Origin of the sequence: Methylicorpusculum oleiharenae (assembly GCF_009828925.2) — a bacterium.
Classification (GTDB): domain Bacteria; phylum Pseudomonadota; class Gammaproteobacteria; order Methylococcales; family Methylomonadaceae; genus Methylicorpusculum; species Methylicorpusculum oleiharenae.
Map to the genome: position 1 here is coordinate 3,056,320 of NZ_WUTY02000001.1, position 16,127 is coordinate 3,072,446.

The 16,127-nt window shown below is 47.6% G+C and carries 16 protein-coding genes; 3 read left to right on the plus strand and 13 right to left on the minus strand.

Going from position 1 to position 16,127, the window contains the following annotated elements; all coding sequences use genetic code 11:
- Position 1 precedes the first annotated feature (1 nt).
- From GO003_RS13790 to GO003_RS13825, 8 genes are read right to left on the minus strand one after another with little or no spacing between them, the layout of a single operon-like run.
- Positions 2–1,204, minus strand: a complete 1,203-nt coding sequence (locus tag GO003_RS13790; RefSeq protein ID WP_159652700.1) for a beta-ketoacyl-[acyl-carrier-protein] synthase family protein — start codon at positions 1,202–1,204, stop codon at positions 2–4.
- Positions 1,201–1,953, minus strand: coding sequence for an MBL fold metallo-hydrolase (locus tag GO003_RS13795; protein WP_159652702.1), 753 nt, complete (start codon positions 1,951–1,953; stop codon positions 1,201–1,203). The genes GO003_RS13790 and GO003_RS13795 overlap by 4 nt, the downstream gene beginning before the upstream one ends.
- The gene (fabG, locus tag GO003_RS13800; RefSeq protein WP_159652704.1) at positions 1,946–2,692 is read right to left on the minus strand and encodes a 3-oxoacyl-[acyl-carrier-protein] reductase; all 747 of its coding nucleotides are present in this window, start codon (positions 2,690–2,692) and stop codon (positions 1,946–1,948) included. Before fabG ends, GO003_RS13795 begins: the two co-directional genes overlap by 8 nt.
- Positions 2,693–3,901, minus strand: coding sequence for a beta-ketoacyl-[acyl-carrier-protein] synthase family protein (locus GO003_RS13805; RefSeq protein WP_159652706.1), 1,209 nt, complete (start codon positions 3,899–3,901; stop codon positions 2,693–2,695).
- Positions 3,902–3,951: 50 nt separating this feature from the next.
- A complete protein-coding gene (locus tag GO003_RS13810) occupies positions 3,952–4,221 on the minus strand; it encodes an acyl carrier protein (protein WP_159652708.1) in 270 nt (89 codons plus the stop codon).
- 44 nt (positions 4,222–4,265) lie between these two features.
- Positions 4,266–6,224 carry a thiamine pyrophosphate-dependent enzyme gene (locus GO003_RS13815; RefSeq protein WP_159652710.1) on the minus strand — a complete coding sequence of 653 codons (1,959 nt, stop codon included), beginning with the start codon at positions 6,222–6,224 and terminating at the stop codon, positions 4,266–4,268.
- Positions 6,221–7,156, minus strand: a complete 936-nt coding sequence (locus GO003_RS13820) for an acyltransferase domain-containing protein (RefSeq protein ID WP_159652712.1) — start codon at positions 7,154–7,156, stop codon at positions 6,221–6,223. The genes GO003_RS13815 and GO003_RS13820 overlap by 4 nt, the downstream gene beginning before the upstream one ends.
- Positions 7,153–7,884, minus strand: a complete 732-nt coding sequence (locus GO003_RS13825) for a 2-oxoacid:acceptor oxidoreductase family protein (protein ID WP_159652714.1) — start codon at positions 7,882–7,884, stop codon at positions 7,153–7,155. The genes GO003_RS13820 and GO003_RS13825 overlap by 4 nt, the downstream gene beginning before the upstream one ends.
- A gap of 1,142 nt (positions 7,885–9,026) precedes the next feature.
- Here GO003_RS13825 and GO003_RS13830 point away from each other — a divergent pair.
- From GO003_RS13830 to GO003_RS13840, 3 genes are all read left to right on the plus strand, one after another.
- Positions 9,027–9,275, plus strand: a complete 249-nt coding sequence (locus tag GO003_RS13830; RefSeq protein ID WP_159652716.1) for a DUF2171 domain-containing protein — start codon at positions 9,027–9,029, stop codon at positions 9,273–9,275.
- Positions 9,276–9,706: 431 nt separating this feature from the next.
- Positions 9,707–10,318 (plus strand): DUF502 domain-containing protein, encoded by a 612-nt coding sequence (locus GO003_RS13835; RefSeq protein WP_159652718.1) that lies wholly within the window; start codon positions 9,707–9,709, stop codon positions 10,316–10,318.
- A 423-nt stretch (positions 10,319–10,741) separates the two neighbouring features.
- On the plus strand, positions 10,742–11,644 hold the full coding sequence (locus GO003_RS13840; protein ID WP_159652720.1) for a cation diffusion facilitator family transporter: 903 nt from the start codon (positions 10,742–10,744) through the stop codon (positions 11,642–11,644).
- On the opposite strand, the gene GO003_RS13845 is transcribed toward GO003_RS13840, so the two are convergent.
- The 5 genes from GO003_RS13845 to modA (GO003_RS13865) form a co-directional block, all read right to left on the minus strand.
- Entirely contained in the window at positions 11,641–11,841 is a 201-nt protein-coding gene (locus GO003_RS13845) for a hypothetical protein (RefSeq protein WP_231088989.1), read from the minus strand. The two genes, GO003_RS13840 and GO003_RS13845, sit on opposite strands and share 4 nt — an antisense overlap.
- Positions 11,842–12,725: 884 nt before the next feature.
- On the minus strand, positions 12,726–13,802 hold the full coding sequence (gene modC, locus GO003_RS13850) for a molybdenum ABC transporter ATP-binding protein (RefSeq protein ID WP_331001640.1): 1,077 nt from the start codon (positions 13,800–13,802) through the stop codon (positions 12,726–12,728).
- A gap of 4 nt (positions 13,803–13,806) precedes the next feature.
- The gene (gene modB, locus GO003_RS13855) at positions 13,807–14,484 is read right to left on the minus strand and encodes a molybdate ABC transporter permease subunit (protein WP_159652790.1); all 678 of its coding nucleotides are present in this window, start codon (positions 14,482–14,484) and stop codon (positions 13,807–13,809) included.
- Positions 14,484–15,245, minus strand: coding sequence for a molybdate ABC transporter substrate-binding protein (modA, locus tag GO003_RS13860; protein ID WP_159652725.1), 762 nt, complete (start codon positions 15,243–15,245; stop codon positions 14,484–14,486). Before modA (GO003_RS13860) ends, modB begins: the two co-directional genes overlap by 1 nt.
- A gap of 23 nt (positions 15,246–15,268) precedes the next feature.
- Positions 15,269–16,015: a molybdate ABC transporter substrate-binding protein gene (modA, locus tag GO003_RS13865; RefSeq protein WP_159652727.1), complete on the minus strand. Its 747-nt coding sequence runs from the start codon at positions 16,013–16,015 to the stop codon at positions 15,269–15,271.
- Positions 16,016–16,127: the final 112 nt, after the last annotated feature.

A 16,127-nucleotide genomic window follows, 5' to 3' on the forward strand; every position in this document is an offset into this window, starting at 1 on the left:
CTTAAGCTGCCGGCCGACAATTGACGATCATCGCAACCTGACTGCCGCCAATGCCGGAGCCTTGATGCAAAAAGCGTTGGGCTGGTGCTGCAGACACGTCAAAATTCAAATAGGGAGCAATGTTTTCATCATAATCCTTGTCCGGGGCCATCGCCGGGATAAATCCCTGCAGCATCGAAGCAATTCCTAACGCCAGTCGCAATACGCCTGATCCTGCAAATTCTCCGGTAAAGGCTTTAAGTGCAGTAATTTTGGCCGATGAATCCGCCAGCAGCGCCGGCCATAAATTCATATCTGCGGCATCCAAAGCCTTACTGCCGTTTGCTGCGCTGGAAATCCAGTCAATAGCAGACAACGGCTGCTCTGCCCGCTGTAATGCCTGTTCAATCGCGGTACGGGCATAGTGGCCTGAGCGGTCGAATTCATAGCTGTCGGATGCCGCAGCGCATAAGCCAATACCTTCAATCTTCGCCAACGATTTGGCCGAACGCGAACGTGCCGATGCTTCGGTTTCCAGTAATAACGCGGCGCAACCTTCACTCAAGTTAAAACCGGAACGCGAGCGGGAAAACGGACAGGCCGGCGCATCTGCGTTTTGATCCAGTAATCGCATATCGCTAAAGCCTTTGATCAGCGCGGTGCTCAGTTCATCAACTCCGATGACCAGCACCCGTTCAGCCATGCCTTGGTGCAGCATCATCACCGCATACTGTATGGCTTGTTCGCCGCTGACGTCGACGCCGGTAACCGTCGAATTGGGTCCGGCAATACCTAGTTTTATCGCGGCAAGACCCGCGCTGGCGTTGTAAACGGTGTTCGGAAAATGGAACGGACTCAAAGTTGTAATGCCGTCGCGCAGAAATTTTTTCTGATGCTCGACCACGCTTTTAAGACCGGAAAAACCAGTACCTACCAGCAAACCGCAGTCTTTTCGATCCTCTATGGTCAGTCCGGCCTGTTCCAATGCCTGATTGCCGGCCGCGATGGTATAGCAACTGATGGGATCCATTTTGCGGGCTTCACGCGGGTTGATATAGTCCTCAACGTTAAAATCCTTTACTGAGCCGTGAAATTGCCCGGATTCGAAGTCGTGGATTTTTTCAATGCCGGTTTTCCGGGTCTGTAACGCCTGAACAGCGCTGCTGCAGTTTGAACCTAACGGGCTGATGATGCCGATGCCGCTTACTACAATTGCTTCAGTCATAAAATTTTCTCCTGGAAAGTGACAAGTGAGTTGTTACTAGGATCAAACCAGTCGCCATGTCCGGGTATCACAAAATCGGCTTGTGCCACTCTTTGTCGTGAAGACAGCAGTTTTTCACGGTTGTGAACAATCAGATGATGATGGGTGTCTTGGGCCAGGAAATCGTTGATGCAAATGACCGCATCACCGGCGACAATTCCGGTGCCATGTCCGGTTTCAATTTCCAGTCCCAACTGGCCCGGACAGTGCCCGGACAGGTCAACCGTTTTCACATGAGCCGTCAATTGCTCCGACGGTTGGCATAAGTGAATTTCGTTTTTGTCGGCGATTACGTCCAACTCGTAACGGGGATCGTTGGCAAAACTTAAAAACTGCCGTAAAAATACCGGTGCGATCAGCTCATGCGTCTCTTGCAGAAATGCGCTGAAACGCTTTTCATCACGACGGAATTGCATTAATTCGCCGATGAATTGAAATTCAACTTGCGGCATATGAAACCGCAGGTCAGGGTTGCCCAGAATCAATGGCCGGTAATGATCGTAATGAAGATGGGTGTAATACACGTCGGTCAGGTCTTCGCGAGTCAGGCGGACCGTTTTTTGTAAAACGGAATCGAGTTCGGCTGCCGTTTCGAAATAGCCGGAATCCACCAAAATACGCCGATCGCCGTCTATGATCAGCGTGGCGCCGGCATGCAAAGTCCAGCGAGATGGTTTATTCAGGCGGAAAACCGATGCAAGTTCACACACTTAAGCCTCCATCAATGACAATGACTTGTCCGGTCATGTAGCTGTTGCTTGGCGAAGCGATAAACGAGGTTATTTTTGCGACCTCATCGGTTGTACCCACTCGGCCCAACGGTATCGCCTGCAAATGGGCGTTCAGCTGTTTCTGGTTCATGCCCGCCAGCATTTCGGTTTCGATAAATCCTGGTGCCACAGCGTTGACGGTAATGCCGTAACGGCCCAGTTCTTTAGCCATGGAGCGCGTAATTGCGATGACGCCACCTTTGGATGCAGCGTAATTAGCCTGTCCGGGTGTACCGATAAGGCCGCTGATCGACACCATATTGATAATTTTTCCGTGGCGGCGGGTCATCATTTTTTTGGCAACGCTGCGGCAGCATAAAAAAGTGCCTTTAAGGTTGATATCGATCACGTCGTCCCAAGCTTTTTCCGACATCATGACCAGATAATTGTCTTTGAGAATGCCGGCATTGTTGATCAATACATCGATAGGTCCCAGCTCGTTTTCGATTGCATCGATCATCGCTTCAACTTCACCGGCATTGGCAACATTGGCTGCGTAGGCGCGTGCTTCGCCGTTTTCGGACTGAATTTCCCGGCAAAGTGCTTCCGACTTGTCGGCACTATTGCAATAGTTGACGGCTACTTTATCGCCGCCCAGTCCAAACTGTTTTGCGATGGCCCTGCCTATGCCTCTGGATGCGCCGGTAACCAACACGACTCGTGGTGTAGAGTTCATCATTCAGTCCTGGTAATGTTTGAATATTAAAGAGGTATTATTGCCACCGAAAGCCAGCGAATTGGACATGGCGTAGTCCATTTCCAGATTGCGGGCAAAATTGGGTACACAGTCAAGATTACAATCGGGATCAGGGGTTTGGTAATTCAGCGTCGGCGGTACAAATTGTCCATTCAGGCTAAGTACGGTGGCCAAGGCTTCCACTGCGCCGGCAGCGGACAGCGTATGGCCGGTCATAGGTTTTATGGTACTGACGCACAACGCATCGGCATGAGCGCCGAACACATTTCTTATTGCAGCGCTTTCGGATTTGTCGTTTAAAAGAGTTCCAGTACCGTGAGCATTGATATAGCAGATTTGTTCAACACCTATTTTGCCCAACTTCAACGCCTGCTGCATCGCTCTTACCATGCCCTCGCCTTCAGGGTGCGGCGCGGTAATATGATGCGCATCGGAACTTAAACCGTAAGCCACAAATTCGGCGATAATCGGAGCTCCGCGCCGTAGGGCGTGCTCCAAAGATTCGAGAACCAATATTGCTCCGGCTTCACCCAGCACGATACCGTCACGGTTGCGATCGAAAGGACGGTTTTTTCCGGCACACATGGCACCTAAAGCGTTAAAACCGCTTAACGTAACATACGATGTGCTTTCAACGCCGCCGGCAAGCATGATCTCGGCATAACCTTCCTTGATAAAATCGGCCGCGTAACCGATCGCAGTCGCACCCGAAGAGCAGGCCGTCATGATGCTGCTGCGGGGGCCATGCAGATCGAAGTGCGCAGCCACTGTATTGCCGGCCTTATCGGGATTAGATGCCAGTAATTTTGAAGGATTGGCATTTTGCTTCAGCAGCATGTTGCGGACATAGGTTTCAGTATCCGCCACGGCACCACCGCTGCCCAAGACAATTCCCATCGTGGTGCAATTCCCGGCCGTAACTTTCAGCTCAGCAGAAGCCAGAGCCTCTTGTGCTGCGGAAAGGGCGTAAAAGTCGACTTGCGAACAATGCCTGCGTTCACGTTCGCTCAATCCATTGGGTATCTCAAAGCCGACGATCTTGCCTATCTCTTTAGATACAAACCCCTCGGTGTCATACCATTCATTGACTTTAATGCCGCTGCGCCCCAGACGTAGCGAAGCTTCAAATTGTTCTGCATTGTTACCGCACGGGCTGACAATGCCCACACCGGTAATCACTATTCGTTTCATGGCGGTCTCCTGATTCTTTCAAGTACCGGGAATGTTGATCGGACAACCCATCATGCCTTTGCAGTTTCGGTCAATGACTTTACATAAGCGGCAAGGGTATTCAAGCTGCGGAAGTGGCCTTGGATTTCCTCATCCTGCCCTAATTTGACGCCGAACTTTTTTTCGACGCCGAGTACAATATCGATAACGTCAATCGAATCGATACCCCATCCGTCATCAAATAAACCGTCATCGTCGCCGGCGGTCACGCTGGAAAGGTCCATATTCAGTCTGTCGGCAAATATGTTTTTAATTTCTTCTTTAATTTCTTCAAGTTGCATGGAATTTCTCCAGGTTTGTTGATAAATGAGTGTTCTTGCAATGTTCAAAATGTTTCCCGTTCAAAGCGCGCCAATAATTTCTTTAACGGCTTTATACTGTGCGCCTTGCGGATAATTGCATGCCAGGGCAGACCGGACAGCAGGGGTGTCAGGCCGGGAAACAGGGTGTTGACAGTCCTTGGCACGATGGCATGTTCGGAGCAGGTTTGAGAACACAACCCGCAGCCTATGCATTCGTTGGAAATCGCCATGTGTTGAATCCGATTGTTTTCCCATACCGGTAAAATTGCCGGGCAATCGACTTTCAGACAATCTCCGCACTGTGTGCACATATCCTCGCGTATCGTATAGCGGTAATTGGTCGGTTTTTTTATCGTAATGCCCTGAACGCAATCGCCTTTCAGCACCATTACCGATAATGTGTCGGAATGTAAAAACCGGTCTAAAGTGCTTTCAAGCTGTTGCATATTCAGCGCATCGACGACGGCAAATTCCGGCACTTTCAACGCGCGCAGGAAAGCTTCCCAATCGACTTTGTTAAAGGACATGCTGGTTGTCTGGTGGCCTGTCATGGCGGCGCCGCTGTTATCGAGAATCAATAGGGTCGCGGGAATACCGCTCGCGATTGCCGTCATTAACGGAGGAATGCCGGAATGAAAAAAAGTTGAATCGCCGATGACCGCGATAGCTGATCTGGCTGCTTGCTTACCTATGGCAGAGAGATAGCCTTGAAGCAGGCCGATACTTGCGCCCATGCAAAGGTTGGTATGCAAGGCACCATAGGGATCCAGCGCTCCCAGGGTGTAGCATCCTATGTCGCCGACTACATAAAGGTCGCGTTTACTTAATTCATAGAAAATACCTCTGTGCGAGCAGCCTGCGCAAAATCCCGGCGGCCTCGGCGGTACATCGAGAGCAAATACAGTATCCGGCGCCGAATCGGGCCTATAGTTGAGCTGAGGCACTAATTCGAAAAGTTTGTTCGGGCTTGCAGTCGGCTTGAGAAATTTTTGCAGCCGGTGTTCCATTTCGGGAATGTCCGAACTGAGCAGTTGTCTTGGGTGGAATTCTCCTACGCCATCAAAATTGGGCCGGTCGGCAACGGATAGATTTAGGGCGCGCAATTGCTGCTCGATAAAGCGGCTGGATTCTTCCACGACGAGGATCTGTTCGCAGCGTTCGGCAAAATTTCTAATCTCCATTTCATTTAGCGGAAAACTCATCCCTATTTTCAAGATAGGTACCTTATGGCGGAACGTTTCAAATACAAATGAACTGGGAAATCCCGCAACGACAATGCCGAACGGATATTTTTCGTTGCTGTTATCAGTTGGCAGTGAATGTATAAACCAGCGACTCCAATGCGATAATGCCAGTTGTCGAATCCTTTGATTCAAATCTTTATGAAGAGCGGTTACGTATCTCGGCAACAAAAGATATTTCTGTATCGGTTTTGCAAAATCAAGATCGGCGGTTACCGTTTTTCTTGCCCCGGTAACTACTTTGCTGGTGCCGTAACAGAGTTGAGTTGTGACCCGGACAACGACGGGAATATCGAATCTGTTGCTTATTTCAAATGCCAAACGGGTAAAAATCAAAGCCTCTTCGATGCTGGACGGCTCTAAAACCGGAATTTTGGCGGCCACAGCCAGCAAGCGCGTATCCTGCTCATTTTGCGAGGACTTTGCACCCGGGTCATCGCCGACAACCACGACCAGGGCGCCGCGGACTCCGGTATAGGCAACATTAAAAAAAGGGTCGGCTGCAACATTCAAGCCTACATGCTTCATGATGACCAATGACCTCATTCCTGCGTGGGCCACTCCTATAGCGACTTCCATGCCGACTTTTTCATTAGCCACCCATTGGGTTTTGATTTCCGGATATTGTTTCAATCCGTCTATGATGCCGGTCACCGGCGACCCGGGATAGGAACATGAGAAGCTAGCGCCGCCTTCCCAAGCACCACGCGCAATTGCTTCACAGCCGCTTAAAAAGGTCATGCAGGTTCTCCTGTGCGCGGGTGATTATGTTTGCGGATATGGTCGATATGACTGACCCTGGCTTTAGGATTTGTCCAGCGAACCAACTGGTTGAGAATTCGGTTGGGACCGATTTCGATAAATTCCGGTTGATAGCGATTACTCAGATTCATAATCAGCCGATGCCAATTGACTGCTCTCATCGGTTGCTCCAGCAATGTCTGGTAAATGGCCTCTGTCGACTCCAACGGCTCTCCCGTCAAATGCGACCATAATTCATAACGGGGAAAGCAAAAGTGGCTCCGGTGATCATTACCAAATTCCAGCAGCCGGTCGCAAACACGGGTCATGACAATGGAATGAAACGGGATAATGGTCCCCAAATCACTGTTTCGCAACGATGCCCATTCCAGTGCATTACACATTTTTTTGATGTTTTCCGGTTGTCCGCAGATGACAACCTGCTGTCCGCTGTTGCGAGCAATCACTTCCACGCTAAACTGCTTGGCCAATCGGTGCGGATCAATCGCCACCGTTGTGGTCAACACCGCTATTCGATTGGCGTTGTTGTAAAATTCCTGCCAGGCCTCATTGAATATACTTTTAAGCCAGTACCAAGAGTCTTCTTCGGAAAGCGCACCTGCAGCGACCAGGGATGCATAAAAACCGAGACTGTGTCCGCAGCAGATGATTTTGCCGCCGGCTTCTGGCTTGGCAAGCCGCCACCATAAAAGATTCAGGCAATGAATCTGCAGCTGCCGTGCATATTCTTTATCCCTGGCACTCTCCGGCTCGTAATTTAATAAAGGGAAGCCAATGCAGCTTTCCCAGGTCTTAATGCAGGATTCCGCCCATGGATAATGCTGGCAGAACCCTGTCAGCATACCGGGATACTCCGCCCCTAGGCCTGGAAACATATAGACGGTATTTCCTGATAAATGCTGAGAGCTCATACTGCGTACTCGACTTTCAATTCAGGTTGAGAGAAGTGCGAAACGGGTCTGAATTGACGCATGACCGGGTTTGAATATTCGTGGGGTTTATACAGGTTGTTAAATTGCTTGAAGCCCCATTGACAGGCCGCCAAATTTTTTTGATCGCAAATCGTCTTTTTATATTTGGGATAATCAAAATTGAACGCGGCGCAAAACATGCCTAGCATGGCGCTGGATACATGGAACGGTAACAATTCTTCGGTTTTCAGCCACTCAGCGGTAGGTAGTGTTAAACAGTAAGCGCCGCACCGTTCAATTGATTTGATAATTTCCTCAGTATCGGGGTAAGCATATTTAGGATGACTGCCGCAGATAGTTTCGATCCGAGAGTCGGAAATGAAACACATTCCGTTGGGTTTAAGTAAATGACTGAAGCGCAGTGCTTCCAATGGCTCCAAAGCAATCAACAGGTTTACTTTTGTTTCGGATAAGGAAGGGGAAACAAAAAAATTGGCCGCTGATACCACGGCCGAAGTTGAGGAGCGCCTTTGTGCAATACCGCGTTGTTCTATCGTGTGTACATGCGGATAGCGTTGAGCTATCAAGTTGCGTAGTTTTTGGGCAAGACTTACAACACCCAGTCCACCCAAGCCTACGACCATTACATTTAAACTGTTTGATTTCAGTTCGGTTGTTAAATTGACCCCATTGGGGATGTTCAGCGAATTATCAAAATTTGAGTACATATCGATGCAGTCGGGTTCAAAAATGATTGAATTTAGAAAACCGTCCAAATCTCCGGCCGTTTTCAAGATGGGTTTAGTCTACCGATTTACTGAAGGCATGATCAGTGAACAAGTACAACTAAAAAGGTGAAAAAATACCTTGAGACTTTACTTAAATGCAGGGCTATTCAGTATTCGCGGATTCAGCTTTAAAGTTTTTTCTGCATGATGGGAGGGCTTTGATAAAAAAGGAAATAGCGTCTTTTTTCCGATAAACGACCCAAGGAAACAGTGTGAGCCAGAATGAAATCAAAAAATTGCACAAGAACAAATTGATTGCCGCATTCTGGCAGTGTTATCCCTTCGGAATAGGAACTTATACCTTTCGCGGTCATCTTTTCGCAGCAATTCTCAGTTTGAGATTTTTGCTTAGTTTGGGGCAAGGTAAGTCTGGCGATGGACGCCGTTAACCCCTATAGGGAGGAGGCTTGACGAAAGTCGTCCTGCACTCGTCATCCTCGCCAAACTCACCGCCTCTAAATTAGACGTTTTTTCGATCAGGTAGGAGGAGGGTGATTCATTCTTAAACAGTGCTCGGTTTGGCGAGGATTCGGTTTAAATCAACCAGCCGACCTTAGGCTCGTTAAGAGAAAAGTGCGCGGATAGACTGATCAGTAGTCCTGAAGTAATAAAACCGCAATCAAAAGGCCAGATATATTGCTGCAATCGTGATCTCTGTTGATGGCATCGAGTGTGAAAACGTATCTTTCATTAAATGATGAGTCTCTATATAAGCCGGGGACTTTATAGAAAAGCGGGATGCATGCTGTATGCGATATAGTTGAAGTCTGGCACGGTGACGTGAACTCTAGTCATGTTAATTACCTGTGCCCGAAAAACCGGTATAAATTATTGATGACTTATAATTTTTGAGTGATTTGCTATGTCCGCAGTCGTACAGACCGATTAAAGTCTTGTGTATATATTTAAAAAACTGGTAAAGGGATTTAATGGCGATTCGCTCATTATTAATAATAAATCGAATCACCCAGTTAAAGTCCGAAAAATAGGTAATGTTCTCAAACCTTGCCTGTGTTAACGACTTTCGCATTATTAATTGAACTCGCTCAGTCTTTCAGACTGAGCCAACCGGAGAAAAAACCATGATTAATACCGACCAAATTAAGCCTGATATGCCCGTTGTCTGCTCCCAAGACGGTCAGTTTGCGACAGTCGACCATATGGAAGGACCGGGTACGATCAAGCTTAAGAAAGATGAAACCGGTAAGCACCATTACATTCCGGTAAGTTGGGTAACCTCAACCGGGGATGGCAAGGTTAAAGTTGATCGTCCTGGTGACGAAGCGATGGCGGAGTGGTCGACAATTTCGCCAAATTACTTAGACAAATGACTTTGCGCCATAAAACAGATAAAAGACGGTGTGGCTATTTGCTCTGTTGATAAGCGAGTATTTATAAATCACAGGGACAACATAATTGGCAACGCTCATTATGTTGAACAGAGATTTTATGGTTTTTATTGCGGATACAAAAGGGTACATAAAACACACTAGTTTTTATGAAAGTATTGCGGAATCGCTTTCGGGTTAAATTTGTTACTGAAGTTTCCCAGTCGTTATAGGTATCCAGGCTTGTAGGGGTATTATTTAATGGATTTGCAACTGTTTACGCAAAATCCCATCGATATACTTCGCGCGGTCCAAGCATATTGGCAGTCTGTTTTTGAAATTATTGGGAAACTTCAGATTTGTTATACAAAGCATAATTCTTTTTTATTTTAATTATTAGCTAGCGTATGAATTACGATAATAGGGCGTTAAATATGAAACCGATCAGTAAAATTTTTTTCAAGGGGCTACTCGCTATTATTCCCCTTACAGTCACGCTTTATTTGCTATTGTGGTTTGCCGGCACGGCAGAATTGGTACTCGGAAATATATTCAAGTTTTTCTTTCCTGACAGTTGGTATATAAACGGTTTGGGGCTTTTGTTGGGTCTTCCTCTGGTGTTTTTTTTCGGCGTCTTCCTGGAGTCTAGAAATTTCCGCCGCCTGTTTAATAACTTGGAAGAACTTGTTATCCAAATTCCTGGGGTTAAGAGCGTCTATACGACTATACGCGATATAAGTTCTCTTTTTTCCAGCAAAAACAAAGGAAAATTTAAACAGGTAGTTCTGGTTAAAGCACCTCCCGGCACTGTTCAACAAATAGGTTTTATAACTGTTTCAGATTTTGAAAATGTTTTACCTACTTTTATCGCCAATGACCAGATTGCCGTCTATTTGCCATTCAGTTATCAGGTAGGTGGCGGCATCACCGTTATTATGTCACGGGAAAATGTAACAGAAATAGATATGTCTGTTGAGGATGCCCTGCGTTTTATCGCAACATCTGGAGTTGTTGGTAATGTTAATGATGACAAAAATAATCGTTGAAGAGTTTGAATTTAACTAAAATGAAAAAAACGCCAAGGTTGAATCCGGTCTTTACGTAAAGCTTTGTTAGTTTTCTTTGATTCAAAGCGGTGCTTCAATACATATGATGCAGACGTAATTTCTCAATTAAGTTGAGCAGACGACCAGGAAGAGATTATTGCTTTTGTTGTAAAGTACAGCCCGTTACTCAGTAATATTGCCTTGTCTGAGGCAGGTTTTGGAACGAACCACAGTCCGTATTTCGGGCTGAAGTGATAGAAGTGGATTCGGATAAGTGCGCGAGCGGGTGGGTGAATTAACTGGTTTGATGAGAGTATATTAAACGGGTAAATAGTGTTCACCTTAAAAATTCGCTGATTCCCTATTTGCTTTGAACTTGTCCAAAGCAAATTAAATTCCAACTTAACTGAGTAAAAATCATCCATGTCATCTCCCAACTCAACAATCGCTATTTTTTATGCATTTGCTGCTAATTTGGGTATTGCGGCAGCAAAAACCTTCGCCGCTTTCTGGACAGGTTCAGGCTCCCTATTAGCCGAAGCGATTCACTCGTTTGCCGATTCAGGAAACCAGGTATTACTGCTAATCGGTATGAAACGGTCCGAAAAAGAAGCGACCCGCAAACATCCCATGGGGTTCGGACGAGAATCTTATATCTGGTCCATGATGGTGGCTTTTATCTTGTTTTCCGTGGGTGGCGTCTTTTCCATTTATGAAGGATGGTTGCGATATATGCACCCGCATACTGTAGAAAATGAAGGTGTTGCATTGCTCGTTTTGCTGATTGCCTTGGGTCTGGAATATTTTTCTTTACAAAAGGCGCTAGCGGTAATCCAACCTGAGCAAGGCGTCCGCTCCCTGTGGCAATGGTTTAAGGAGACCCCGTCCAGCGAATTGATGGTGGTTACCGGTGAAGACCTGGCTGCCTTGGCAGGACTTGGGATTGCGCTGCTAATGCTTGTTCTGACAATGATTACCGGTAATACCGCCTATGACGCAGCAGGCTCGATTTTAATTGGGGTTTTATTGATTACTGTTGCCGTCGTGGTGGGAACAGAAGTGCATTCTTTGCTGCTCGGTGAGGCGGCTGTGGATATCAGCGATAACGTACAGCATTATCTGGAAAGTCAGCCCTGTGTGCTGCAGGTGCTAAATGTGTGGGCGATCAATCATGGCAATAATGTCATGGTTACTATTAAAGCCGAGCTCCAACCCGATATGGCCGTTGTCAATGCAGTGAATGAAATTAATGCGATGGAACGGCAAATAAAGCAAACGCATGCGCGTGTTAAATGGATTTTCTTTGAAATTGATAACGCTGATTAGGTTTTACGTTTACTGGTCTGGCTTTCTTGTCCCATGATGTCCCAACAGGTATTGAATAAAGCGGCAATAATGGGGCCTAGTACAAACCCTGTTAAGGAAAACCAGGTTAATCCACTCCAAGCGGAGACCAGTACCAGATAATCCGACATTTTACTGTCTTTACCTATCAGCCGTGGTCGCAGAAAATTATGAATCATACAAATGACTATACCTTTCGCACTTCAAATTTCGGCAGTGCCTAAGTAGGCAACGGGTTGTTCGGCATAGAGCCTACATGGACGGTTTTACGGCGTCCTTTGACGGGCAACCCGGTGCCGAATTTAGATCTACGATGGGTATAAAATACCGACCGCCAAAACGATAATCGCATTTAACGTTTTACCTTGTAACAATAAAATTACCGCAGCGGGGCCCTAATTAGCGTGCTACCTATAGGTAATAAAGATAAAACGTATCCACTTACGCCCTTCAGTCAGGGCGTTCTCTGCGAGAGCCATTTGAATCGCGAAGAGCATATTACAGCCTCGATTAGCCATAGTTTGCAGATAGCTGGATATTCGGCAGTAGGCATGAGCAAGCTCTTTGGCACGAAAGCAGACCGAGACCGTTTGTTTGACTTTGGCCATGCGTAAATGGAAGGCAATTAATTTTGGCCGTGTGTCAGGATGGCCCGGTAACGTTTTTGCAGGTTGACTCGCTCAGTTTCTTGTCGGCGCTTTTAGAGACAGTGTTATAGGTTTTCTGCGACAAGGGGTTTCATCTGTTTAGCCCAACAATAGTCATGGATATCCACCCTAAAGGTCAGCTCGCGCAGTTATTGTAAACCGCACAGGCCATGCCCGCAGTATTGATAGGCGAAGTACGATGACCAGCAATCATGAATAATGATGCCGCCCGCCGAATAGACATGTATCCACTGATTTTTCCGATCGACTCACAGCGAAGTTTCATCGATATGGATAGAGGGCGCTTTCAGTAAGTGTCCGGCCGCTTGTGTTTCCCGCATGGCAAGGCCAGATGCATGATCAGGATAAATTTCAGCAAGGTAGTTTCAATGCGGATATAGCGATGTGAGGATTCTTTATTCCAGCAAAGCGACTGACTTGATTTGTAGCCATACCGGCTGTCCCTGGGTTAATCCCAAAGAGAAAGCCGAGCGTTTGGTAACCCGGGCAATTAAAAGAGTCGGACCTAATTTTACCCGGACCAGCGCAAGGCCGGGATGTTCGTCATCGGCGATAGCATCAACCTGTCCGGGCAGTACATTCAGAATGCTGGACCGGTCTCTGTCATCGTTTGAGACACTGATATCGCGCGCTAAAACCCGCACACGCACCTTGCGTCCAACAGGGATGCCCTTATCCCGGGTCCATAAGCTGCCTCCCGGAAACCCGACTTTGGCCAGATGCCAGCGCTCGTCGCGCTCGATAACCTTGGCTTCCAGAACAACCCCTGCGTCCTCGCCAAGCCTGACCGGAAAGTCAAGACGGCTTAATAGATCGGTCAAAACACCTTCTGCAACAATGGAGCCGCCATCCAAAGCAACAATGTAATCGGCCAGCCGGGCAACTTCGTCCGGCGAGTGGCTGACGTAAATAATAGGAATATCGAATTGATCCCGAAGTTGTTCCAGATAAGGCAGGATTTCCAGTTTACGGGCCAGATCCAGTGCTGCCAGCGGTTCATCCATCAGCAGTATCTGCGGATTAACAGCCAGTGCCCGAGCAATGCCCACTCTCTGGCGTTCTCCTCCGGAAAGCCGGTCAGGTTTGCGATCCAGTAAATGACCGATGCCGAACAGTTCGATAATGGGGTCCAGACTGGTTTGTTGCGCTTCAGAAATCCGTTTTCTGCCATAGTGGAGGTTACCCAATACTGTCAGGTGAGAAAACAGACTGGCTTCCTGAAAGACATAACCCAGCGGGCGTTTGTGGGGAGGAAGCCAGGTTCTTCCGTTTTGCCAGATTTCACCTTTGAAGGACAAAAAACCTTGCTCTGCGCGTTCCAAACCGGCAATGCAGCGCAGCAACGTGGTTTTTCCGGAACCCGATTGGCCAAATAATGCAGTGACGCCCCGACTCGATATGGCCATGTCTATCGCTAACGAAAAACCCGGCCAATTAACTTTGAAGCTAGCTTTGATTTTATCTTGAGTCACTCGCTCATTTCCTCTTTGATCCAGGGCGCCAGGCATAAACAGCCAGTAATACCAGAAAAGAAAAAATCAGCATAATGGCGGCCAGACGGTGAGCTTCACTGTATTCCATCGCTTCAACATGATCGTAAATTTGTACTGAAGCGACGCGGGTAGTGCCGGGGATGTTACCGCCTATCATCAAAACGACGCCGAATTCGCCGACCGTATGCGCAAAAGTTAGAATTCCGGCAGTCATAAATCCGGGGAGAGCTAATGGTAACGCTACGGTGAAAAAGGCATTGAGGGGTGATGCGCGAAGTGTTGCCGCCACTTCCAAAGGACGGTCGCCTATGGCCTCAAAAGCGTTTTGTACCGGTTGCACCATGAAGGGCAGGGAATAGAATACCGAGGCAAACACCAGGCCCTCAAATGAGAACGGTAATGGCTCTATCCCTATAGCTTGGGTGAAATGCCCCAGCGGTCCATCCGGGCCCATGGCCAGCAATAAATAAAATCCCAATACCGATGGCGGCAACACCAAGGGTAGAGCCACGACCGCGCCCAGTATTCCTTTCCAGCGAGATTGCGTTCGCGCCAGCCACCAGGCAATCGGTGTACCGGTGATAAACAGAATAACGGTGACAAGGCTGGCCAGTTTGACGGTGAGAACTATGGCTTGAAGATCGTTATCGCTCAGAACCATCATTTTTCCTTGGGCAGCGTAAAACCGTAACGGATCATCAGAGCACGAACCGGCGCTGTTTCGAAATAAGAGACAAAATGTTTCGCCAGTAAATTATCGGAGGCGCGTTTCGTGATGATGTAGCCTTGTTCTAATGGTTCATGCAGCGAGTCCGGAATCAAATAATAACCGCCTTGCTGGGCTAGTTCAGGCGTTAGCGCCAGCGATAAGGCAATAATGCCGGCTTGCGCGTTTTTGGTTTGCACGAATTGGGCTGTATGAGCGATATTTTCACCGTAAACCAGCTTCGGTTCTACCAAATGCCATGTTCCGGTTGATCGAAGCGCTTCTTCAGCCCGCTTTCCGTAAGGCGCATGCTGAGGATTGGCGATTGCGATGCGGCTGAAAGAAGAATCGGTCAGATCTTGCAAGGTCAGCTTTGAGGCATCCACGGATGTGCTCCAAAGCACAATGCGGCCATAGCCATAGGTTACGACGTCGGATGAGGCGAAACCGTCTTTTGCCAGTTTTTCCGGAAAAGCGATATCGGCTGAAAAATAGAGGTCGTATGGGGCGTTCTGCTGTATCTGGGTAAAAAATTTGCCCGATGAGCCATAGACGATTTCAATCGTATCGAGAGGATTGGCTTTTTTGAATGCGGCGGCAATTTCATCCAATGCAAATTTAAGATCGGATGCCGCTGCGATCAGTATTTTATCGGCAAAGGCATTCGGAGTATTGAGTAAAAGAGCTGACAATAATAGTGATTTTAACGCTTTCATTGAAGTTTCACCGGGTCTCTGAATTAATTGTCATAGCCGTAACTGCGTATGATGTTCTTTGCGGTCTCGCTACGAATAAAATCCAACAAGTCTTGAGCGGCAACATTGTCTTTGCCGCGGGTCAGCAATACGGCGTCTTGGCGCAGCCTGGGGTAAAGATCCTGAGGCACTAGCCAATAGGAACCGGCAATAGCACGGCCTTCTTCATAAATTTGGGACCACGCGATAAAACCCAGTTCTGCATTTCCGGATGAGACAAATTGATAAGCTTGGGTGATGTTATCTCCCGTGACGAACCGCGTTTGCAGCCGCTCTATCAAACCCAGATTATTCAGCGCCTCGATAGCCGCTTCACCGTAGACGGCTAATTTGGGATTAGCGATCGCAATATGTTTGAAAGCTTCTTTCTTTAGTATATCTCCGTGGTCATCGACAAAACCGGGGCGGGAGCTCCAGAGCACCAGTTTGCCGATCGCGTAGGTAAAACGGCTTTCGGCAACAGCCAGATTGTCTTTTTCCAACTGTTCCGGCGTTTCCTGATCCGCTGAAATCAATAAATCGAAGGGTGCGCCGCTTTTGATTTGCGCATAAAACTTGCCGACTGTGCCGAACGCAATGACGGTTTTGTGACCGGTTGTTTGTTCAAAAGCCGAGGCGATTTTCTGCATCGGGCCGGAGAAATTGGCAGCAACGGCTACATTGACGCCGGCAGCGTGGCTGGTATTATAGAAAAAATATAAAACCAGCAACATGAACAGCTTAATACGCATGACAAGGCTCCTAAAAGACAGTTGGATTGTCGCACTTCATACATCGTTAGGTCAAAAAGGTCATAACGATGAAAGCCAAGCAAAATAAACGCCAAATCAAATAGAGCATTAT